Source organism: Streptomyces sp. NPDC050164 (assembly GCF_044459945.1).
Classification (GTDB): domain Bacteria; phylum Actinomycetota; class Actinomycetes; order Streptomycetales; family Streptomycetaceae; genus Streptomyces; species Streptomyces coeruleorubidus_A.
Genome location: NZ_JBITJK010000013.1, coordinates 49,895 through 70,677, shown reverse-complemented (window position 1 = coordinate 70,677; position 20,783 = coordinate 49,895). Strand labels below are relative to the sequence as shown.

Sequence of the window (20,783 nt, the reverse complement as noted above, 5' to 3'; positions counted from 1 at the left end):
CGCATGAGCAATGCGAAGCCACTCTTACAGGCACACGAGATCATTTGTCGCATTCGTGGGCTTATTCACAACCGGGAGAGACGGCTCACAGGACATCAGGTGAACTCTGTCGCCCTCAGTCGAACTGGTCCCCCAGCGCCATCACCATCGCGCCCGCGATCAGCAGCCACAGCGCCCGCCGGGTGCGTCCCCGGGAGCCCAGCACGGCGGCGCCCGCGCAGACGGCCGCTCCGCCGGCGTACGCCGCCGGGACGAGCGCCGGTGCGGAGCGGGTGAGGCGCAGCAGTGCCGCGGCCAGCCCCGCGAGGGCCAGGACGGCGCCGGTGCCGACGGCCGTCCAGCGGGCCCGCCGCGCGCCCTCCGCCGGATCATCGGCGTCGTCCGGCTCGTCGTCCGCCTCGTCCGGTACGGCATCCGGCTCGTCCGGGACAGCATCCGGCTCGTCCGGGACGGCATCCGGCTCGGTGTCCTGCGCGGCGGCTGCCTCCGGGTCCGTTATCTCAGGATCGGTGTCGGAATCAGCGCGTCCACTCATGGCCGAGACGGTAGCGCGTCGGGTGGGAAAACCGAGTGCGGGGCCGACGGGCCGGCTGTTAGCGTCCGCTGGTCCGAGGTACGCCCGCGGCACCCCGCCGCCCAGCCGAAGCAGGTGCATTGTTTGACGGTCCGACCGAGCTCCGACGCATCCCCCTTTTTCCTCAAGGACTCAAGGAGCCCGTTCACCGATGTCGGACATCACTTCCCGGACCTCGAACGACCGCCTCACTGACCGCGTCAGCCACCCCCGCTACCCGCGCAGCAACCGCTACGACGCCCGCTGGACCATCGAGAACCAGATGGGCCCGCACGCGCTGTGGCTGCTGGAGTGGCTGGCCCCGGCTCTCGGGCTCGACACGCTGAGCCCCGGCGCCCGCGTGCTCGACCTGGGCTGCGGTCGCGCCATGACGTCGATCTTCCTGGCCAAGGAGTACGACGTCCAGGTCACCGCCGCCGACCTGTGGGTCAAGCCCGACGAGAACGCGGCCCGTATCGCCGAGGCCGGCGTCGCGGACCGTGTCATGCCCGTGTTCGCCGAGGCGCACGACCTGCCGTTCGCCGAGGGGACGTTCGACGCGATCGTCTCCGTCGACGCGTACCACTACTTCGGCACCGACGACCTGTATCTGCCCACGCTGACCCGGCTGCTGAAGCCGGGCGGGCGGATCGGCGTCGTCGCACCGGCGCTGCGCGAGGAGATCGACGGCGCTGAGCCGCCGGAGCACCTCAAGCCGTACTGGGAGCCGGGATTCTGGTGCTTCCACACTGCCGCCTGGTGGCATCGCCACTGGACCCGCAGCGGGGCTGTGGAGGTCGAGACGGCCGACTGGCTGGAGGACGGCTGGCGCGACTGGCTGCGGTGGTCCGAGGTCGTGGCCGAGGAGCACACGGACGAGTTCCACATCCGGATGGCCGGTCGGTCCGCCGAGATGCTGCGCCTCGACCAGGGCGGCACGCTGGGCTTCGTGCGGGTCGTGGGACGCCGTAAGTAGCTGAGAGGGGGATGCACCGGTTTTGGTGCATCCCCCCTTTCGGGTCCGCGGGAGGTCAGCCCTCGCTGACGCCCAGCTTCTGAAGGATCAGCTCCTTCACGCGGGCCGCGTCGGCCTGGCCCCTGGTCGCCTTCATGACGGCGCCGACCAGCGCGCCGGCCGCGGCCACCTTGCCGCCGCGGATCTTGTCCGCGATGGCCGGGTTGCCGGCGATGGCCTCCTCGACGGCGGCGGTGAGCGCGCCCTCGTCGGAGACGACCTTCAGACCGCGCTTGTCGACGACCTCGTCCGGGGTGCCTTCGCCCGCGAGGACGCCTTCGATGACCTGACGGGCCAGCTTGTCGTTCAGGTCACCCTTCGCGACCAGCTCGGTGACCCGGGCCACCTGCTGCGGAGTGATCGCCAGCTCGTCGAGCGCCTTGCCCGACTCGTTGGCGCTGCGGGCCAGCTCGCCCATCCACCACTTGCGGGCGGAGGTGGCGTCGGCCCCGGCCTCGATGGTGGCGACGATCGGCTCCAGCGCACCGGCGTTGAGGATCGCCTGCATGTCGGTGGCCGAGACGCCCCACTCCTCGCGGAGCCGGCTGCGGCGGACCAGCGGCAGCTCGGGCAGTCCGGCCCGGATCTCCTCGACCCACTCGCGCGACGGCGCCACCGGGACCAGGTCGGGCTCGGGGAAGTACCGGTAGTCCTCGGCCTCCTCCTTCACCCGGCCCGAGGTCGTGGACCCCGTGTCCTCGTGGAAGTGCCGGGTCTCCTGGACGATCGTCCCGCCGCTGCTCAGCACGGCCGCGTGCCGCTGGATCTCGAAGCGGGCCGCGCGCTCCACGGACCTGAGCGAGTTGACGTTCTTCGTCTCGGAACGCGTGCCGAACTTCTCGGTGCCGTTCGGGCGCAGCGACAGGTTCACGTCGCAGCGCATCTGGCCCATCTCCATACGGGCCTCGGAGACGCCGAGCGCCCTGATGACCTCGCGCAGCTCACGGACGTACGCCTTCGCCACCTCGGGGGCACGCTCGCCCGCGCCGACGATCGGCTTGGTGACGATCTCGATGAGCGGGATGCCGGCGCGGTTGTAGTCCAGGAGCGAGTGCGAGGCGCCGTGGATACGGCCCGTCGCGCCGCCCACGTGGGTGGACTTGCCGGTGTCCTCCTCCATGTGGGCGCGCTCGATCTCCACGCGGAAGGTCTCGCCGTCCTCCAGCTGCACGTCGAGGTAGCCGTTGAAGGCGATCGGCTCGTCGTACTGGGAGGTCTGGAAGTTCTTCGGCATGTCCGGATAGAAGTAGTTCTTCCGGGCGAAGCGGCACCATTCGGCGATCTCGCAGTTCAGGGCGAGGCCGATCTTGATCGCGGACTCGACGCCGGTCGCGTTGACGACCGGGAGCGCGCCGGGCAGGCCGAGGCACACGGGGCAGGTCTGCGCGTTGGCGTCCTGCCCGAGGGCGGTCGAACAGCCGCAGAACATCTTGGTCTTGGTGCCGAGTTCGACATGGACCTCGAGGCCCATGACGGGGTCGTACGACGCGAGTGCTTCCTCGTACGACACCAGGTCTGTCGTGGTGGTCACGGTGAAACTTCCCTCTCAGCCCAGCAGGACGTCGTCGTCGCCCAGCCGCTTCAGCTCGCGGTAGAGAATGGCCAGGTTGGTGACGACGGCGGCACCGGTCACGACGGCGTCGAGCAGCCGCAGCGTGTCGTTGTCTCCGCGGGCCTTCTTGATCTGCTTGTAGACACCGACGGCGCCGAAGGCCGACGTGGCCATCGACACGTACAGACCGGACTTGGACTTCTTGAAGCCCTTGGCCTTGGACAGTGCGCTCACAGCGACGGAGCCTCCTCGATCAGCGGGTGACCCCACTTTTCCACGAAGGCGGCCTCGACGGCGGCGCCGACCTTGTAGAGGCGGTCGTCCTTCATGACCGGGGCGATGATCTGCAGTCCGACCGGGAGGTTGTCCTCCGGGGCGAGGCCGCACGGCAGCGACATGGCCGCGTTGCCCGCCAGGTTGGTCGGGATGGTGCACAGGTCGGCGAGGTACATCGCCATCGGGTCGTCGGCGCGCTCGCCGATCGCGAAGGCGGTGGTCGGGGTCGTCGGGGAGACGATCACGTCGACCTGCTCGAACGCCTTGTCGAAGTCCTGCTTGATGAGCGTGCGGACCTTCTGGGCGCTGCCGTAGTACGCGTCGTAGTAGCCGGAGCTCAGCGCGTACGTGCCGAGCATGATGCGGCGCTTGACCTCGGGGCCGAAGCCCGCCTCGCGCGTGAGGGAGGTGACCTCCTCGGCGGAGTGCGTGCCGTCGTCGCCGCTGCGCAGGCCGTAGCGCAGGCCGTCGAAGCGGGCGAGGTTGGAGGAGCACTCGGACGGCGCGATCAGGTAGTACGCCGACAGCGCCAGGTCGAAGGAGGGGCAGTCCAGCTCGACGATCTCGGCGCCCAGCTCCTTGAGGAGCGCGACCGACTCGTCGAACCGCTGGATGACGCCGGCCTGGTAGCCCTCGCCGCGGAACTGCTTGACGACGCCGACGCGCATGCCCTCGACGCTGCCGCTCAGGGCGGCCTCGACGACCGGCGGGACCGGGGCGTCGATCGAGGTGGAGTCCATCGGGTCGTGACCGGCGATCGCCTCGTGCAGCAGGGCCGCGTCCAGGACCGTGCGGGCGCAGGGGCCGCCCTGGTCGAGGGAGGAGGAGAAGGCGACCATGCCGTAGCGCGACACCCCGCCGTACGTCGGCTTCACGCCGACCGTGCCGGTGACGGCGGCGGGCTGGCGGATGGAGCCGCCGGTGTCGGTGCCGATGGCGAGCGGGGCCTGGAAGGAGGCGAGCGCGGCGGAGGAACCGCCGCCGGAGCCGCCGGGGATCTTGGTGAGGTCCCAGGGGTTGCCGGTCGGGCCGTAGGCGCTGTTCTCGGTGGAGGACCCCATGGCGAACTCGTCCATGTTGGTCTTGCCGAGGATCACCACGTCGGCGGCCTTCAGCCGCTTGGTGACGGTCGCGTCGTACGGCGGGATCCAGCCTTCGAGGATCTTCGAACCGACGGTGGTCGGGATCCCCTCGGTGGTGAAGATGTCCTTGAGCGCCAGGGGAACACCGGCCAGCGGACCGAGCTTGTCCCCCTTGGCCCGCTTCTCGTCGACGGCACGGGCCTGGGCGAGCGCGCCCTCGCGGTCGACGTGCAGGAAGGCGTGCACCTTCTCGTCGACGGCCTCGATCCGGGCGAGGTGGGCCTCGGTGACCTCGACGGCCGTGAGCTCGCCGGAGGCGATCTTCGCGGCGGTCTCGGCGGCCGTGAGCTTGATGATGGGGCTGTCCGTCATGGCGGGTTACTCCTCCCCCAGGATCTGCGGCACCTTGAAACGCTGCTGCTCCTGGGCCGGGGCTCCGGAGAGCGCCTGCTCGGGGGTGAGCGAGGGACGGACCTCGTCCGGGCGCATGACGTTCGTCAGCGGGAGCGGGTGCGAGGTCGGCGGTACGTCTTGGTCGGCGACCTCGCTGACGCGGGCCACCGCGCCGATGATGTCGTCCAGCTGTCCCGCGAAGTGGTCGAGCTCTTCGGGCTTCAGCTCCAGACGCGCCAGCCGGGCGAGGTGGGCGACCTCCTCGCGCGTGATGCCAGGCATGCAGCGATCCTCTGGGGTGAGTGTGTGTGGTTTGGGCCTAGGACCTGGCGTCACATTCCCGTCGTCCGCCCGGAGGGCGGGCCGTGCGGCGTCCGGCGCGAGCGATCGCAAGGCGCCGGAGCGTCCTCGTGGCACAGCCACGTGGACGATTCGGCAACGCGGCGAGCGTGCGTGCCAGGCGTCGCACGGCAGGCGGGAATGTGGCGCCAGGTCCTAATCCTATGGGGCGGGCAGCTGTGACCGTGAAACGGTTTCCCTGACGCCGGTGGCCCGGCCCGCCGGAGTGGTTTCAGGGCCGGTGACCGAATCGGTCCGGTCCGGGACCTAGACGATGCGGCCCGAGTCGTCCGCCGTCGCCGCCGGGAGGGCCGCCCGGGGGCGTTGCCAGCCGCGGGAACCCCGGGCGCGGAGCCAGGCCGTGGTCTCCTCGGGGGGCATCGCGGCGGCGACCAGCCAGCCCTGGACGGCGTCGCAGCCGAGGTCGCGCAGGCGCTCCCAGGTCTCGTCGTCCTCGACGCCCTCGGCGACGACGAGCAGGCCGAGGGAGTGCGCGAGGTCGACCGTGCAGCGCACGATCTCCGCGTCCTCGGTGTCGACGGCGAGCCGGGCGACGAAGGAGCGGTCGATCTTCAGCTCGCTGACCGGGAGCTTGCGCAGGTGCACCAGCGACGAGTAGCCCGTGCCGAAGTCGTCCAGGGACATCTTCACGCCGTGCCCGGTCAGCCCGTTGAGGGTGTCGGCGGCGCGCTGCGGGTCCTCCAGGAGGACGTGTTCCGTTATCTCCAGTTGGAGCGCTCCCGCCGGGACGCCGTGCCGGGCCAGCCGCGCGGCGACCGAGCCGGCGAAGCCGGGGGTGTGGACGTCACGCGGGGAGACGTTGACCGCGACCGGGACGAACAGTCCCTGCGCCCGCCACCGCGCGACCTGGGCGAGCGCGGTCTCCAGGACGTACTCGGTGAGATGGGGCATGAGGCCGGAGGACTCGGCGATCGCTATGAACTCGTCCGGCGGCACCTTGCCCCGCTCGGGGTGCACCCAGCGGACCAGGGCCTCCAGACCCGCGACCTGTCCGTCGAAGCGGACCTTGGGCTGGTAGTGCAGCTCGACCTCGTGGGCGTCCAGCGCCCTGCGGAGGTCTCCCAGCAGACCGAGCCGGTCCGGCGTGTTCGAGTCGCGCTTGGACTCGTAGACCTCCACGCCCGTACGGTCCCGCTTCGCCTGGTACATCGCCACGTCCGCCCGCCGCAGCAGCCCTTCGGCGTCCAGCGCGTGGTCGGGGAAGACGGCGACCCCGGCGCTGGCCTCCAGGACGAGGGTGAGGCCGTCGAGGTCGAGCGGGGAGCTGAGCGCGGCGACCAGGTTGCGGGCGATCCGGGTCGCGGACGTCGTGGAGTCGGCGACCGGCAGTAAGACGGCGAACTCGTCCCCGCCGAGCCGTGCGGCCTCCGCCCCGCGCGGCAGCGCCACCCGCAGCCGGTCGGCGATCTGGAGGAGCAGCCGGTCACCGGCCAGATGACCGAGCGTGTCGTTGACCGACCGGAAACGGTCCAGGTCGATCAGCATCAGGGCGGCGCGCGCGTCGATCCGCTCGGCATCGTCCAGCGCGGTCCAGATGCGCTCCAGGAGCCACTGACGGTTGGGCAGCCCGGTCAGCGGGTCGCGCAGCTGCTCCTCGGCCCGGGCCCGGGCTATCCAGAGCGTGGAGTCCAGGGCGATGAGGGGGATGGAGAACAGCGGCAGCAGGATCGGCTTGGCCGTGGCCACCACGCAGACCAGCGGCGCGATCCCCAGCAGCGCGACCGCGACCAGGCCCTGTCTGACCAGGGCGGTGCGGGCGACGGTGGGCAGGCCGGAGCGCGGGGCGTGCAGGTACCACAGCAGGACGCGGCTGACCGCCAGGTAGGCGACGGCGACCATGACCACCTCGGACGCGGTGTAGAGCGTCCAGCTGTCCGGATCCGATGGGGACTCGACGGACGGTATGGATCCGAAGACGCCCAGCACCAGGGCGCCGGCGCCGATGCCGAGGAGGTCGGCCGCCCCGTGCAGGATGCCCTGGCGCCAGCGGTTGCGGCGGGCTATGCCGACCAGCACGACGACCGTGAGGCTGACCATGCCGGCCGGTACCCAGCCGTACAGCAGCAGCACGGCGAGGGTGAGGGCGGCGCCCGAGCCGGTGCCGCCCCACCAGCGGGAGCGGCCGAGCATGACGAGGTGGCCGACGATGATGCCGGTCAGCACGGCCAGCGCCCAGCCGGCCGTGCCGGACGGGAAGAGCGCGTGGTCGCCGGTGAAGGCGCGGTAGAAGCCGGCGCCCAGGACGAACCCGGCCGCCGCGACGACCGCCGCGGGCAGCGCGGGCCAGGTCAGGTGCCGTTCCGTGTCCGCGTCCTCGCCGGTCAGGCCGGACGTGCGGTCGGTGACCGGCTGTGCGGCGCCACGGCCGTCCGCCGCGGCGCGCCCCCCGGAGCTGCGTCCGTCCGCGGTGTACTGTCCGACGGCGCGCACTTCCGCGCCCGGACGCCCCGCCGGCCGGCCCGTCCCACGGACTGCACGCCATACGACCGCCATGCGACGCAGACGCAGCCGTGAGCCCGGCACGGCGCTCTCGGTCGGTTCCATTCCCGTCCCTCTCACAGCCGGCGGTGCCCACGCCCCGCGGCCCGGTGCCCGACAACCCTCGGGCGGCCCGCGTTGGAAAACCCTTCCCCGTGCTCCGCGAGCACGAAGATGCCCCGACCGCAGCTGGGCACGGCAGGCGCACATCTCAACAGTAGGCCGCAGAAGGCTTCCACGGGCAGCGGTCGCCGACGGTTGCCCGAATGCGCCCCGGCCACCCGTATGCATCTGGTATGCGCCGATCGGGTGGCCTTCAACCGCTACTCCTCAGCCGAAAGGGCGACTTCGGCCGCCGCGTCCGGCCCTTGTTCCAGAAGGACCCCGAAACCCTCCTCGTTCAGGACCGGAACCTTCAGCTGCATCGCCTTGTCGTATTTCGATCCAGGGCTGTCACCCACAACGACGAACGACGTCTTCTTCGAAACCGAGCCGGTCACCTTCGCTCCGCGACTCTGCAGCGCCTCCTTGGCGCCGTCCCGCGTGAAGTGTTCGAGGGTGCCCGTGACGACGACGGTGAGTCCTTCGAGCGGGCGCGGCCCCTCGTCCTCGCCGGTGCTCTCCTCCTCCATGCGGACGCCGGCGGCCTTCCACTTTCGGATGATCTCGCGGTGCCAGTCCTCGGCGAACCACTGCTTGAGGGAGGCGGCAATGGTCGGGCCGACGCCCTCGGTGGCCGCCAGCTCCTCCTCCGTGGCCTGGTCGATGCGCTCGATCGAGCGGAACTCGCGGGCCAGCGCCTCGGCGGCGACCGGGCCGACGTGACGGATCGACAGGCTGGTGATGATCCGGGCGAGCGGGCGCTGCTTGGCCGCCGCGATGTTCTCCAGCATGGCAAGCGCGTTCTTCCTGGGCTTGCCCTCCTGGTTGGCGAAGATCGTGGCGACCTTCTCCTCGCCGGTCTTCGGGTCGCGCTTGGGCAGACCGCTGTCCGGGTCGAGGACGTACGCCTTGATGGGCAGCAGCTGTTCGACGGCGAGGTCGAACAGGTCGCCCTCGTCCACCAGCGGCGGGTCCTCGGGCTCCAGCGGCTTGGTGAGGGCGGCCGCGGCGACGTAGCCGAAGTGCTCGATGTCCAGCGCCTTTCGGCCCGCGAGGTAGAACAGACGCTCGCGCAACTGGGCCGGGCAGGTACGGGCGTTCGGGCAGCGCAGGTCGACGTCGCCCTCCTTCATCGGCCGCAGAGCCGTACCGCATTCGGGGCACTCGCTCGGCATCACGAACTCGCGCTCGCTGCCGTCGCGCAGGTCGGCGACCGGCCCGAGGATCTCGGGGATGACGTCACCGGCCTTGCGCAGCACCACCGTGTCACCGATGAGGACGCCCTTGGCCTTGACCACGTCCTGGTTGTGCAGCGTGGCGAACTCGACCTCGGAGCCCGCGACCGTGACCGGCTCGACCTGGGCGTACGGCGTGACGCGGCCCGTGCGGCCCACGCCCACGCGGATGTTGACGAGCTTGGTGTTGACCTCCTCCGGCGCGTACTTGTACGCGATCGCCCAGCGCGGTGCGCGCGAGGTGGAGCCGAGGCGGCCCTGGAGCGGGATCTCGTCGAGCTTGACGACCACGCCGTCGATCTCGTGCTCCACGGAGTGGCGGTTCTCGCCGAAGTAGGCGATGAACTCCCGTACGCCGTCGAGGCCGTCGACCACCTTGTTGTGCCGGGAGGTGGGCAGGCCCCAGGTCTTGAGCAGGTCGTAGGCCTGGGAGAGGCGGGTCAGGCCGGTGAAGCCCTCCAGGGCGCCGATGCCGTGGACCACCATGTGCAGCGGGCGCGTGGCCGTGACGCGCGGGTCCTTCTGGCGCAGTGAACCGGCCGCCGCGTTGCGCGGGTTGGCGAAGGGCTTGTCACCGGCCTCGACCAGACGGGCGTTGAGCTCCTGGAACTTCTCCATCGGGAAGTAGACCTCGCCGCGGATCTCCACGAGGTCGGGGACCGAGTCGCCCTTGAGGCGCTCCGGGATCTCCGCGATCGTCCGGACGTTCGGAGTGATGTCCTCGCCGGTGCGGCCGTCGCCGCGGGTCGCCGCGCGGGTGAGACGGCCGTGCTCGTAGGTGAGGTTCACGGCGAGGCCGTCGACCTTCAGCTCGCACAGGAAGTGGTAGTCCTGCTCGCCCAGTTCCCTCGCGATGCGCTCCGACCAGGCGGCGAGCTCCTCGTCGTTGAAGGTGTTGTCGAGGGAGAGCATGCGCTGGCGGTGCTCGACCGCCGTGAACTCCGTCTCGTACGAGCCGGCGACCTTCTGGGTCGGCGAGTCCGGGGTGCGCAGCTCCGGGAACTCCTCCTCAAGGGCCTCCAGGGAACGCAGCAGCTGGTCGAACTCCGCGTCGCTGACGACGGGAGCGTCCTTCACGTAGTAGCGGAAGCGGTGCTCCTCGATCTGCTCCGCGAGGCGCGCGTGCTTCTCCCGTGCCTCGGCGGGCACCGTCGTCGTCTCCGCTTGCTTGTCGCCGGCCACCGTGTCGTCCTCCCGTTACTCTGGGTTGTCCGCGAGGGATCTCGCCGCCCGGACGCAGTGGGCGAGAGCCGTGCGCGCGTAACCCGGGGAGGCCCCCGCGAGTCCGCACGCCGGCGTGAGCGTGACCGCCTCCGCGAGAAGCCCCGGTGACAGCCCCAGCCTGCGCCACAGCGTCCTGACACCCATGACGCTACCGGCAGGGTCTGACAATGGGCCCTCCGTGGTCGGGACGACACCGGCGAGGAGCCGGGTGCCGCCCTCCACCGCCTCGCCGATCACCTCGTCGTCACGCTCGGTGAGCAGGGAGAAGTCGAAGGAGACGGCCGCCGCGCCCGCCCGGCGAAGCAGGGCGAACGGGACGTCCGGTGCGCAGGAGTGGACGACGACCGGGCCGCCGGCGTGCACCGCGGCGACGTCGCGGAGCGCGCCCTCGACGATCTGCCGGTCGACGGCCCGGTGCGTGCGGTAGCCGCTGGCGCTCTTCACCTGGCCGCGCAACACGGCGGTGAGGGAGGGCTCGTCGAGCTGGAGGACTAGCTGCGCGCCGGGGACCCGCCGCTGGACCTCGGCGAGGTGCAGTCGGAGTCCCTCGGCGAGGGAGGCGGCGAGGTCGCGGCAGGCTCCGGGGTCGGAGAGGGCGGCCTCGCCGCCTCGCAACTCCAGGTTGGCGGCGAGGGTCCAGGGCCCGACGGCCTGGACCTTCAGCGGCCCGGTGTACTCCTGCGTGAATTCCTCCAGCGCGTCGAGGTCCTGGCCGAGCCAGGAGCGGGCCCGTTTGGTGTCCCTCCCCGGGCGGTCGCCGAGCCGCCAGCCGCTGGGCTCCACGCGCGCGTACAACTCGACGAGCATGCCGGCGGTCCGCCCGATCATGTCCGCGCCGGGCCCGCGGGCGGGCAGTTCGGGCAGGTAGGGGAAGTCCTCGAAGGTTCCGGTGACGGTTCTGGCGGCTTCCCTGGCGTCGCCCCCGGGCATGGAGCCGACACCTGTTGCGGCACCGAACCTGAACTGGCTGTTTTCGCTCACCGGAGCAGCCTACGCAGCGGCCCGGCCGGTCAGCTCCCCGGTCGTACCGTCAGGTCGTTGACCTCGGCGTCCCTCGGCAGGTCCAGGGCCATCAGGATCGTCGTGGCGACCGACTCGGGGTCGATCCACTTCGAGGCGTCGTACTCCTTGCCCTCCTGCCGGTGGACCTTGGCCTGCATGGGGCTGGCCGTGCGGCCGGGGTAGACCGAGGTGACGCGGACGCCGCCCGCGTGCTCCTCGTGGCGGAGCGAGTCGGCGAGGGCCTTCAGACCGTGCTTGGAGGCGGCGTACGCGGACCAGTCGGCGTGGGCGCTCAGGCCGGCACCGGAGTTGACGAAGACCACGTGGCCCCGGGCGGCGCGCAGCTGGGGCAGGAAGTGGCGGGTCAGCTCGGCCGGGGCGACGAGGTTGACGTTGAGCTGGTGGCGCCAGGTCTTCGGGGTGAGCTCGCCGACCGGGCCGAGGTCGACGACCCCGGCGATGTGCAGCAGCGAGTCCACGCGGTCGGGCAGCGACTGGTGGGAGAAGGACCAGGAGAGCTTGTCGGGGTCGGCCAGGTCGCCGACCAGGGTCTTCGCCCCGGGGAACTGGGCCGCCAGCTCCTTGGCGCGGCCCGCGTCGCGCGCGTGCAGCACGAGGTCGTCCCCGCGCGCGTGCAGACGGCGGGCCACGGCGGCGCCGATGCCGGAGCCGGCTCCGGTGATCACATGAGTAGCCATGCCCGCCATGCTCGCATCACGCGAGGATCACGCAGGGCACCAGCCCGGGTTCACGCCACGCCCCGGCTCTCCTCCAGATACGCCAGCGCCCCCACCGGCTCCTCCGCGAAGAACACCAGGTCGGTGAGCGGGCGGGGCAGGAAGCCCTCGTCCTCCATGCGGCGGAACTGCTCCTTCAGGCCGTCGTAGAAGCCCGCGGTGTTGAGCAGGACCACGGGCTTGTCCGTGTGGCCGTGCTTCTTCAGTTCCAGGATCTCGGTCGCCTCGTCGAGCGTGCCGGTACCGCCGACCATGATCACCACGGCGTCGGCCTTCTCCAGGAGCAGCTTCTTGCGCTCGGCGAGGTCACGGGCGACGACCATCTCGTCGACGCCGGGACGGGCCTTGGCCGACAGGAACTGCACGGAGACGCCGACGAGCCGGCCGCCCGCCTCCTGCACCCCGTCGGCGACCACCTTCATGAGGCCGACGTCGGAGCCGCCCCACACAAGGGTGTGGCCGCCCTTGCCCAGCAGCTTGGCGAACTCCCGCGCGGGACGGGTGTAGCGCTCGTCGAGGTCGGCGGCGGACAGGAAGACACAGATGTTCATGCGCCCACCGTACGGGCCCGGTCCGCCGTCATGGTGACCCGCATTTGGACTGCCGGTGCGGGACTTGTTCCCAGTCGTCCATGAACCGGGCGTCCAGGCCGTGCTCGGCGGCGAGTTCGGTCGGCGTCGCCCTCCGGTGGTGGAAGTCCTCGCGCAGCACCTGGTGTTCCTCGCCCTCGGCGCGGTCGAACGTGCGGTGGTGCGGCCGGAGGCCGTGCCCCACCCGGTAGTCGAACTGCATGCGCCCGATCCGCGCCCACGCCTCGCGTGAGGGGTTGTGCCCCACCGCGGCCTCAGCGCTGCGCGCCGCGTCCGAGGCCATCACGGCGCGGTAGTACGCGATGTGGTCGCGGTACCGCGGCCGCAGCCAGGCGTCCCGCACCGCGCGCCGGGCGCATGGGTGGCCTCCTTCGGGGAGGGAAGAACTCCGCTTCAGCGTGCGCTGTATCCGGGGAGTCGGCTACCCAAGGAGGGCGATCGTGACCACCGGGCATCGCATCACCATCGAGCGGAGCGGCCGGCCCGTGCGCGTCGTGCGCGCCGGGCAGGTCCTGGCGGAGAGCGACCGGCCGCTGGTCCTGCGCGAGACGGGCTGTCCCGATCGCTACTACATCCCGGCCGAGGACGTACGCCTGGACCTGCTGACACCGTCCGGCACGCGCACGTACTGCCCGTTCAAGGGCACCGCGTCCTACTGGTCGCTGCCGGACGCCGCGGACCTCGTCTGGGCGTATCCGGAGCCCAAGCCGGACGTCGCGGGGATCAAGGACCACCTGTGCTTCTACGAAGTGGAAGTGATGTGATCGGCTGACGCGCGGCCCGCCTCATCGATGAAATCCGTGCCGTGCGGCAGTCTGCACTGACATGGACAAGAGGATCCTTTCGCGCGACGGCACCCGCATCGCCTACGAGAGCACCGGCCGGGGCCCCGCGGTCGTCCTGGTGAGCGGCGCGATGTCGACGGGCGGCACCCTGGCGCCGCTGGCCGTCTCGCTCTCGGAGCGTTTCCAGGCCGTCGTCTACGACCGCCGGGGCCGCGGTGCCAGCGGGGACACGGCGCCGTACGCCGTGGAGCGTGAGGTCGAGGACCTTGCGGCGGTGATCGAGGCGGTGGGCGGCGAGGCGTTCCTGTACGGCACCTCGTCGGGCGGGGCACTGGCGCTGGAGGCGGCGGCGAGCGGCCTGCCGGTGCGGCGCGTCGCGGTCTACGAGACGCCGTTCGCGATGTCCGAGGAGGGCGCCAGGGAGCGCGCGGAGTACACCGCGCGTCTGACGGAGGCGCTCGGCGAGGGGCGGCGCGGGGACGCGGTCGAGCTGTTCCTGCGGCTGACCGGCCTGGCCGAGGGGGTGATCCAGGGCGCCCGCCAGTCCCCCATGTGGGCCGGCATGGAGACGATCGCCCCGAGCCTCGCCTACGACGACGCCGTCATGCGCGACGGCCGGGTCCCGCGCGCCCGGCTGGCCTCGATCGGCGTCCCCGTCCTGGCGGTCGCGGGCGACGCGAGCCCGGCCTGGCTCCGCGAGGCGGCCCGGGCGATCGCGGACTCCGTCCCCGAGGGGACGTACCGCACGCTCCAGGGGCAGACGCACATGGTCGAGCCGAATGTGCTGGCGCCGGTGCTGATGGAGTTCTTCACGCGGGGCTGAGAGGGACGGCGCTGAGAGGGAATAGGGCCGAGAGGGACGGGGCACGCGCGGCGTGGAGCCTGTCTCGGGTGCCCCGGGGTGCCGTCGGGGTCGCGCCGGGGCGCCGCGGGCGCGGCTCTGGACGTCCGCGGGATCAGATCGGGAACGCGCGGTGTCAGGCGCCGACTCCGCGCAGCGGAAGGCCAGTGATGCCCGGGTGCCAGGCCCCGGGTTGCCGCAGCGCCGGGTGGCGATGCGTCGGGCCCCGGGTGGCGATGTGTCGGCTCCCGGGGGCCGCAGCGTCGGGCCCTGGGCACCGCAGCGTCAGACCCCGGTTGCCGATGCGTCAGGCCCCGCGCACCCTGAGCACCACAGCGCCAGACCCCGGGGCACCACAGCGCCAGACCCCGAGTACCGACGCGTCAGACCCCGAGTACCGACGCGTCAGATCCCGGCTGCCGACGCGTCAGACCCCGGGGCACCAGCGTCAGACCCCTGTCACCACAGCGTCAGGCCACGCCCGCCGTCGCTCGCCTGGTCGACGCGATCGTCGCCGAGCCCACCACGCGTGTGCCGTCGTACAGGACGATCGCCTGGCCGGGGGCGACGCCGCGGACCGGCTCCGCGAACGACACTTCCAGCCGGCCGTCGACCAGCTCGGCCGTGACCTCGGTCTCGCCGCCGTGGGCGCGGAGCTGGGCCGTGTAGGTGCCCGGGCCGGTGGGGGCGACGCCGCACCAGCGCGGCTTGATCGCGGTCAGGGCGTTGACGTCCAGCGCGTCGGCCGGGCCGACCGTGACCGTGTTGGTGACCGGGGAGATGTCGAGGACGTAGCGCGGCTTGCCGTCGGGCGCCGGGGTGCCGATGCGCAGGCCCTTGCGCTGGCCGATGGTGAAGCCGTACGCGCCCTCGTGCGTGCCGAGCCGGTTGCCGGACTCGTCGACGATGTCGCCCTCGGACCTGCCGAGCCGGCCCGCCAGGAAGCCCTGGGTGTCGCCGTCGGCGATGAAGCAGATGTCGTGCGAGTCGGGCTTCTTGGCGACCGCCAGGCCCCTGCGCTCGGCCTCGGCTCGGATCTCGTCCTTGGTGGTGACCGTGTCGCCGAGCGGGAACATCGCGTGGGCGAGCTGCCTGTCGTCCAGGACGCCGAGGACGTACGACTGGTCCTTGGCCATGTCGGAGGCGCGGTGCAGCTCGCGGGTGCCGTCCTCGTGCACGATCACCTTGGCGTAGTGGCCGGTGCAGACCGCGTCGAAGCCCAGCGCAAGCGCCTTGTCCAGCAGCGCCGCGAACTTGATCTTCTCGTTGCAGCGAAGGCAGGGGTTGGGGGTGCGGCCGGCCTCGTACTCGGCGACGAAGTCCTCGACGACGTCCTCTCGGAAGCGGTCGGCGAGGTCCCACACGTAGAAGGGGATGCCGATGACGTCCGCGGCGCGGCGGGCGTCGCGCGAGTCCTCGATGGTGCAACAGCCCCGCGCGCCCGTGCGGAAGGATTGGGGGTTGGCGGAGAGCGCGAGGTGGACGCCGGTCACGTCGTGGCCCGCCTCGGCCGCGCGGGCGGCGGCGACGGCGGAGTCGACTCCGCCGGACATGGCGGCCAGGACGCGGAGGGGACGGGTGCGCTGCGGGGTGTCAGTCATAACCCTTCCAGGGTACGGGGCGCGGGAACCAAGGCCGCCGGGTATCCGTTGGCGATCACATGGGACAGCGGAAGGCTTCGAAGGACGGCGACCGGAAGGTCGGCCGTCGCGCGCTGCTGATCGGTGGCACGGTGGCCGCGGCGGGCTCCGCCCTGCTGGCCCGGGACGAGCTGGCGCGTCTGTGGTGGCGCGTGCCCGGCGTCGAGAAGCCGCGCAAGCAGGGCGAGGTCGACTACGCGGGCGCGCGCTGGGTGGCCGCGTCGGACGCGAACTGGCGCCGCGCGGACCGGCCCGACGACTACGGCATAGACATGGTCGTCATCCATGTCACCCAGGGCGGCTTCGACAGCGCGGTGAGGGCCTTCCAGGACCCGTCGCACGGAGCGGCGTCCCACTACATCGTCCGCAAGGACGGGCACATCGCCCAGATGATCCGCGAGCTCGACGTGGCGTACCACGCGGGCAACCGCGACTACAACGAGCGCAGTGTCGGCATCGAGCACGCGGGCTTCGTGGACCGTCCGCAGGACTTCACGGACGAGATGTACGAGGCATCGGCCCGCCTCACGGCCCGGATCTGCGCGCGCTACGGCATACCCGTCGACCGCGAGCACATCATCGGCCACGTGGAGGTCCCGGGCACGGACCACACGGACCCGGGGCCGCACTGGGACTGGGACACGTACATGCGGCTGGTGCGCGAGGCGCGTACGGCGCCCGCCTGACCGGTCAGAACAGGGCGGCGACGAGCGCGACGGCGGGTGCCGGCCCCTGGCCGAGCGCTCCGCGCCAGAGCCGGGGGAACGACAGCGCGAAGAGGACCGCGGACACGATCATGAACGCGCACAGGTAGCCGGCCAGGGCGCGCCCCCGTCCGCGCCGAGCGCCGCGCGCCCCGGGTTCGCGCCGGTCCCTTCGCAGTCCCTACGCCGGTCCCTACGTCAGCCCCGCCGCCCGCGCCCGCTCAACGGCCGGCCCGATGGCCTTCGCCACGGCCTCGACATCGGCCTGAGTGGAGGTGTGGCCGAGGGAGAAGCGGAGGGTGCCGCGGGCCAGGTCCGGGTCGGTGCCGGTGGCGAGGAGGACGTGGCTGGGTTGCGCGACGCCGGCGGTGCAGGCGGAGCCGGTGGAGCACTCGATGCCCTGGGCGTCGAGCAGGAGCAGCAGGGAGTCGCCCTCGCAACCGGGGAAGGTGAAGTGCGCGTTGGCCGGGAGGCGTCCCTCCGGGTCCGGGTCGCCGCCGAGGATCGCGTCCGGCACCGCCGTACGGACCGCCGTGACGAGGGCGTCGCGCAGGGCTCCGATCTCGCGGGCGAACCACTCGCGCTGCTCGGCGGCCAGCCGTCCGGCGACCGCGAAGGAGGCGATGGCGGGCACGTCGAGGGTGCCGGAGCGGACATGCCGTTCCTGGCCGCCGCCGTGCAGGACGGGTACGGGGGTGTGTGCACGGCCGAGGATCAGGGCGCCGATGCCGTACGGGCCGCCGATCTTGTGGCCCGAGACCGTCATCGCGGCGAGGCCGGATGCGGCGAAGTCGACGGGGATCTGGCCGAAGGCCTGGACGGCGTCGGAGTGCAGGGGGACACCGAACTCAGCGGCAGCGTCGGCGAGTTCGCGGATCGGCAGGATCGTCCCGATCTCGTTGTTGGCCCACATGACGGTGGCGAGGGCCACGTCGTCGGGGTTGCGGGCGATCGCCTCGCGCAGGGCGTCCGGGTGGACGCGACCGTGGGCGTCGACCGGGAGGTACTCGATGGTGGCGCCCTCGTGTTCGCCGAGCCAGTGCACGGCGTCGAGGACCGCGTGGTGCTCGACGGGGCTGGCGAGGACGCGGGTGCGGGCCGGGTCTGCGTCACGGCGTGACCAGTAAAGGCCCTTGACGGCGAGGTTGTCGGCCTCCGTGCCGCCCGCGGTGAAGACGACCTCGCTGGGGCGGGCGCCGAGGGCTTCGGCGAGGGTCTCGCGGGCCTCCTCGACGGCGCGGCGGGCCTGCCGGCCGGATGCGTGGAGGGATGAGGCATTGCCGGTGGCACCCAGGAGGGCGGTGAGCGCCTCTGCCGCCTCCGGGAGCATCGGGGTGGTCGCGGCGTGGTCGAGGTAAGCCATGGTGAGCCCGATTCTACGGCTCCCCCTCGACCGTCCTCAGATCAAGGTTGGCCGAACCTGAAGCGAAGTGAACCGCTTTCCCGCGCGGCTGCGACGCGTCGTCCCCGGGGCCGGCCGCGGCTTGTCGGCGACGGACTGTCCTACGACGGCTCAGAAGCTCCACGAGATCGTGCTGTCGGCCTGCATGAACGCCACCAGGACCACCAGGTCGGCGACGCCGAGGCCCAGCCCCAGGAGCGCGCGGCCGCGGCGCTGGGTACCGCGCCACAGGGCGATGCTCGCCAGCACGATGGCGGTGGGGCCGAGGAAGACGTTCAACACGAGCAGGCCGAGCAGGCCGAGGACGAAGGACGCGACGGCCATGCCGTCGGTGTCGCGGATACCGGTGCGGCGCGTGGCCGGTGCGGTGAGCTGCATGGTGATCGACTCCCGGTGTCGGGTCGGTGGTGGGGGGCTCGCTTGGCGCGCGCGATGGTCAGTGGGCCTGTGGTTGGCGCCGGCGGCCGTGGCGCTCGCGGAGCGTGAAGATGCCGAGCCAGACGGCGATGACGACGCCCGCGGCGACGGAGAAGGTGAGCGGCGCGTGGGCCACGGTGCCCAGGACGGCACCCAGCAGCAGGAGTGCGGCGACGATGAACAGCACGGGAAACAACCCCCAGGGTTTCGGTGAACGGTTGTAGTTACACTTGTTCACTGACTTCCCAGTCTAGCGCGCTCGATGACTTTCCAATTCCAGAGAACAGTTGTTAACTGCATGGTATGAGTCACACCCTCGGCATCCGGCAGGTCCAGAAGCAGAAGACCCGGCAGGCACTCCTGGACGCGGCCCTCGGGCTGCTGGAGGAGCAGAGTCTGAGCAGCCTGGGGCTGCGAGAGGTCACCCGCGCCGTCGGTGTCGCCCCGACGGCCTTCTACCGCCACTTCCGCTCCACGGCGGATCTGGGCGTGGCCCTGGTCGAGGAGGCGCTGGGCAGCCTGCACCCGATGATCCGGACGACGGTGTCCACGACGGGCGACAGCGAGGAGCGCATCACGCGCACCATCGAGCTGATCGCCCGTCATGTCGACGGGTACCCCGCACATGTCCGGTTCATCGCCCGTGAGCGACATGGCGGAGTCCAGCCGGTACGGGAGGCCATACGGGACCAACTGGCCCGGTTCGCCCAGGAGGTCAAGGACGAACTGGCCAAGGACCCGGTGTCCGCGGGCTGGACCGAGGACGACCTGCTGATGCTCGCGCACCTCTACGTCGACCAGATGCTGATCACCGCGTCGCTCTTCCTGGAGGCGCTGGAAGGGCCGGAACAGGAGCGCGAGGAGCGGACCCGGCACGTCGCGCAGATGGCGACCCGCCAGATGCGACTGATCGGCCTGGGCCGCCATCACTGGCTGGACTGACTGACCGCAAGGGCAGGAACGACAGCGGGGGCGAGCCCGGGCCCGCCCCGCGTACGCCTGCTGGACCTGCTGCCGGAGCCCCCGAAGGCGCCCGGCAGGCCCGCCCGCTGTCCAGGGCCGCGTGACCGCCCTGCCAGCAGGGCAAAAGCGCACCTCAAGGACCCCGCCGACCAGGCACTTCGCCCCGGGTCTTCGCCGGAGCGCCGGTATAGCTCGGTGGCGGAACCCGCGCGAGCGCCGTACCGCCGTTCGCCGTTCGCCGTTCGCCGAAGCCCGCTCGACGACGGCTGAACGGCCGCGTACGACGAGGCCGCGAGACACCCGGCCGGGCCGCCCTGTCGGCCTACGCCCTGGAGACCGTGACCCATACCTGGGATCTCTCCGAGGCCCTGGGCCACCCGCGTGAACTCGACCCAGAACTCGCCGAGTTCCCGCTGACCGTCACCCAGCGCATGCTGCCGGACGATCAGCGGGACGAGAACAGGCGCGAGCCGCTCAGCCGAGCCTGACCCGGGCGAGCTGGCGGGACTGCGCCACCAGCCGGTCGGCGCTGTCCCACACCTCGGCGTCCTCCTCCAGGAAGCCGCCGGCGAGGTTGCGGGTGGTGATCGACACGCGCAGCGGGCCCGGCGCCGGGCGGCAGCGGACGTGCACGGTCAGCTCGACGGTGGGCACCCAGCCCTTCAGTCCGAGCTCGAAGGCGGTGGGCGGCAGGGCGTCCACCGCCAGCAGCAGGGAGAGCGGGTCGTGGTCACGGCCGTCCGCGAGCCCGAACCAGGCCCGCATCTCGCCCTTGCCGGAGGGCTTGCCGAGGGCCCAGCCCAGGGTCGAGGGGTCCAGCTTGAGCATCAGCCGGTCGGCGATGGCCGAGCTGCCGGGGACGGGCGCGGGCCCGTCCTCCGGGCCGAAGCAGTGCTCCAGCGGCGGGATCACGGGCGGCCCGGCCGTCGTACGGACGTCGTCGGGCAGGGTGTCCAGGTCGCCGTAGGAGGCGAGGACGCGGATGCGTTCCACCTCGCGGCCCTCGTCGTCGTACTGGAAGAGGGAGGCCTGGCCCGTCGACAGGGTCCGGCCGGTGCGGACGACGTCCGTGCGGACGACCGCCGGGCCGGGCCGCGACGCGGTCAGGTAGTGCGCCGAGATGGTGAAGGGGTCGGCGTGCGGCAGGGTGTCCGCGAGCGCGCGGCCCAGGACGGCCAGCAGATAGCCGCCGTTGACGGCGCTGATGATCGTCCAGCCCGCGGAGAGGTCGATGTCGTAGACGCCGGGCGCGCGCCGGGTGAGCGCGGTGTCGCGGTCGAACTCGCTGTCGCCGATCGTGGCACGGACGGCCGGTGCGGAGGCTGCTTCTGGCATGGCTGAACAGTACAAGAACTAACTACTAAGCGGTAGCTTTGGTCGGTTCCGGCTTGGGTGAGGCCTCGGCAATTTCTCGGTAAGTGTCCGCACTCGT

General features: G+C 71.7%; 21 protein-coding genes and 1 pseudogene. 6 read left to right on the top strand and 16 right to left on the bottom strand.

Annotated elements, in window-relative coordinates:
- Positions 1-115 precede the first annotated feature (115 nt).
- A complete protein-coding gene (locus ACIBNA_RS19485) occupies positions 116-535 on the bottom strand; it encodes a hypothetical protein (protein WP_399166427.1) in 420 nt (139 codons plus the stop codon).
- A 190-nt stretch (positions 536-725) separates the two neighbouring features.
- Here ACIBNA_RS19485 and ACIBNA_RS19480 point away from each other — a divergent pair, with 190 nt between their 5' ends.
- Positions 726-1,529: an SAM-dependent methyltransferase gene (locus ACIBNA_RS19480; RefSeq protein ID WP_399166426.1), complete on the top strand. Its 804-nt coding sequence runs from the start codon at positions 726-728 to the stop codon at positions 1,527-1,529.
- 55 nt (positions 1,530-1,584) lie between these two features.
- Here ACIBNA_RS19480 and gatB read toward each other — a convergent pair whose 3' ends face one another.
- The 10 genes and pseudogenes from gatB to ACIBNA_RS19430 all read right to left on the bottom strand — a co-directional run bounded on the left by gatB (position 1,585) and on the right by ACIBNA_RS19430 (position 13,008).
- Positions 1,585-3,099 (bottom strand): Asp-tRNA(Asn)/Glu-tRNA(Gln) amidotransferase subunit GatB, encoded by a 1,515-nt coding sequence (gene gatB, locus ACIBNA_RS19475; RefSeq protein ID WP_399166425.1) that lies wholly within the window; start codon positions 3,097-3,099, stop codon positions 1,585-1,587.
- 15 nt (positions 3,100-3,114) lie between these two features.
- Positions 3,115-3,354, bottom strand: a complete 240-nt coding sequence (locus tag ACIBNA_RS19470; protein WP_019329755.1) for a hypothetical protein — start codon at positions 3,352-3,354, stop codon at positions 3,115-3,117.
- Positions 3,351-4,850 carry an Asp-tRNA(Asn)/Glu-tRNA(Gln) amidotransferase subunit GatA gene (gene gatA, locus ACIBNA_RS19465; RefSeq protein ID WP_399166424.1) on the bottom strand — a complete coding sequence of 500 codons (1,500 nt, stop codon included), beginning with the start codon at positions 4,848-4,850 and terminating at the stop codon, positions 3,351-3,353. The genes ACIBNA_RS19470 and gatA overlap by 4 nt, the downstream gene beginning before the upstream one ends.
- A 6-nt stretch (positions 4,851-4,856) precedes the next feature.
- Positions 4,857-5,153, bottom strand: coding sequence for an Asp-tRNA(Asn)/Glu-tRNA(Gln) amidotransferase subunit GatC (gatC, locus tag ACIBNA_RS19460; protein ID WP_004925108.1), 297 nt, complete (start codon positions 5,151-5,153; stop codon positions 4,857-4,859).
- 324 nt (positions 5,154-5,477) lie between these two features.
- The gene (locus ACIBNA_RS19455) at positions 5,478-7,775 is read right to left on the bottom strand and encodes a putative bifunctional diguanylate cyclase/phosphodiesterase (RefSeq protein WP_399166423.1); all 2,298 of its coding nucleotides are present in this window, start codon (positions 7,773-7,775) and stop codon (positions 5,478-5,480) included.
- 257 nt (positions 7,776-8,032) lie between these two features.
- On the bottom strand, positions 8,033-10,228 hold the full coding sequence (gene ligA, locus ACIBNA_RS19450) for an NAD-dependent DNA ligase LigA (RefSeq protein ID WP_399166422.1): 2,196 nt from the start codon (positions 10,226-10,228) through the stop codon (positions 8,033-8,035).
- Between the two features lie 15 nt (positions 10,229-10,243).
- Complete coding sequence (locus ACIBNA_RS19445) at positions 10,244-11,251, bottom strand: methionine synthase (protein ID WP_399166421.1); 1,008 nt, start codon at positions 11,249-11,251, stop codon at positions 10,244-10,246.
- A gap of 29 nt (positions 11,252-11,280) precedes the next feature.
- The gene (locus ACIBNA_RS19440) at positions 11,281-11,979 is read right to left on the bottom strand and encodes an SDR family oxidoreductase (RefSeq protein WP_399166420.1); all 699 of its coding nucleotides are present in this window, start codon (positions 11,977-11,979) and stop codon (positions 11,281-11,283) included.
- Between the two features lie 41 nt (positions 11,980-12,020).
- The gene (locus ACIBNA_RS19435; RefSeq protein ID WP_338783296.1) at positions 12,021-12,560 is read right to left on the bottom strand and encodes a TIGR00730 family Rossman fold protein; all 540 of its coding nucleotides are present in this window, start codon (positions 12,558-12,560) and stop codon (positions 12,021-12,023) included.
- Positions 12,557-13,008 (bottom strand): annotated as a pseudogene (locus ACIBNA_RS19430) (hypothetical protein). The gene ACIBNA_RS19435 and the pseudogene ACIBNA_RS19430 overlap by 4 nt, the downstream one beginning before the upstream one ends.
- Positions 13,009-13,039: 31 nt before the next feature.
- On the opposite strand from ACIBNA_RS19430, the gene ACIBNA_RS19425 reads away from it, so the two are divergent.
- Positions 13,040-13,363 (top strand): DUF427 domain-containing protein, encoded by a 324-nt coding sequence (locus tag ACIBNA_RS19425; protein WP_399166419.1) that lies wholly within the window; start codon positions 13,040-13,042, stop codon positions 13,361-13,363.
- Positions 13,364-13,424: 61 nt separating this feature from the next.
- Positions 13,425-14,207 (top strand): alpha/beta fold hydrolase, encoded by a 783-nt coding sequence (locus tag ACIBNA_RS19420; RefSeq protein WP_399166418.1) that lies wholly within the window; start codon positions 13,425-13,427, stop codon positions 14,205-14,207.
- 488 nt (positions 14,208-14,695) lie between these two features.
- Here the strand turns inward: ACIBNA_RS19420 and mnmA are convergent, their stop codons facing one another.
- A complete protein-coding gene (gene mnmA, locus ACIBNA_RS19415; RefSeq protein ID WP_399166417.1) occupies positions 14,696-15,826 on the bottom strand; it encodes a tRNA 2-thiouridine(34) synthase MnmA in 1,131 nt (376 codons plus the stop codon).
- 59 nt (positions 15,827-15,885) lie between these two features.
- On the opposite strand from mnmA, the gene ACIBNA_RS19410 reads away from it, so the two are divergent.
- The gene (locus ACIBNA_RS19410) at positions 15,886-16,551 is read left to right on the top strand and encodes an N-acetylmuramoyl-L-alanine amidase (RefSeq protein WP_399166416.1); all 666 of its coding nucleotides are present in this window, start codon (positions 15,886-15,888) and stop codon (positions 16,549-16,551) included.
- Between the two features lie 211 nt (positions 16,552-16,762).
- Here the strand turns inward: ACIBNA_RS19410 and ACIBNA_RS19405 are convergent, their stop codons facing one another.
- The 3 genes from ACIBNA_RS19405 to ACIBNA_RS19395 all read right to left on the bottom strand — a co-directional run bounded on the left by ACIBNA_RS19405 (position 16,763) and on the right by ACIBNA_RS19395 (position 18,575).
- Entirely contained in the window at positions 16,763-17,932 is a 1,170-nt protein-coding gene (locus ACIBNA_RS19405; RefSeq protein WP_399166415.1) for a cysteine desulfurase family protein, read from the bottom strand.
- Positions 17,933-18,082: 150 nt separating this feature from the next.
- Entirely contained in the window at positions 18,083-18,349 is a 267-nt protein-coding gene (locus ACIBNA_RS19400) for a DUF4190 domain-containing protein (RefSeq protein WP_399166414.1), read from the bottom strand.
- A gap of 58 nt (positions 18,350-18,407) precedes the next feature.
- Complete coding sequence (locus tag ACIBNA_RS19395) at positions 18,408-18,575, bottom strand: hypothetical protein (protein WP_399166413.1); 168 nt, start codon at positions 18,573-18,575, stop codon at positions 18,408-18,410.
- Between the two features lie 116 nt (positions 18,576-18,691).
- On the opposite strand from ACIBNA_RS19395, the gene ACIBNA_RS19390 reads away from it, so the two are divergent.
- Positions 18,692-19,330 (top strand): TetR family transcriptional regulator, encoded by a 639-nt coding sequence (locus ACIBNA_RS19390; RefSeq protein WP_399166412.1) that lies wholly within the window; start codon positions 18,692-18,694, stop codon positions 19,328-19,330.
- Positions 19,331-19,689: 359 nt separating this feature from the next.
- Positions 19,690-19,839: a hypothetical protein gene (locus ACIBNA_RS19385; RefSeq protein ID WP_399166411.1), complete on the top strand. Its 150-nt coding sequence runs from the start codon at positions 19,690-19,692 to the stop codon at positions 19,837-19,839.
- Here ACIBNA_RS19385 and ACIBNA_RS19380 read toward each other — a convergent pair.
- Positions 19,826-20,686 (bottom strand): thioesterase family protein, encoded by an 861-nt coding sequence (locus ACIBNA_RS19380; protein WP_399166410.1) that lies wholly within the window; start codon positions 20,684-20,686, stop codon positions 19,826-19,828. The two genes, ACIBNA_RS19385 and ACIBNA_RS19380, sit on opposite strands and share 14 nt — an antisense overlap.
- Positions 20,687-20,783 lie beyond the last annotated feature (97 nt).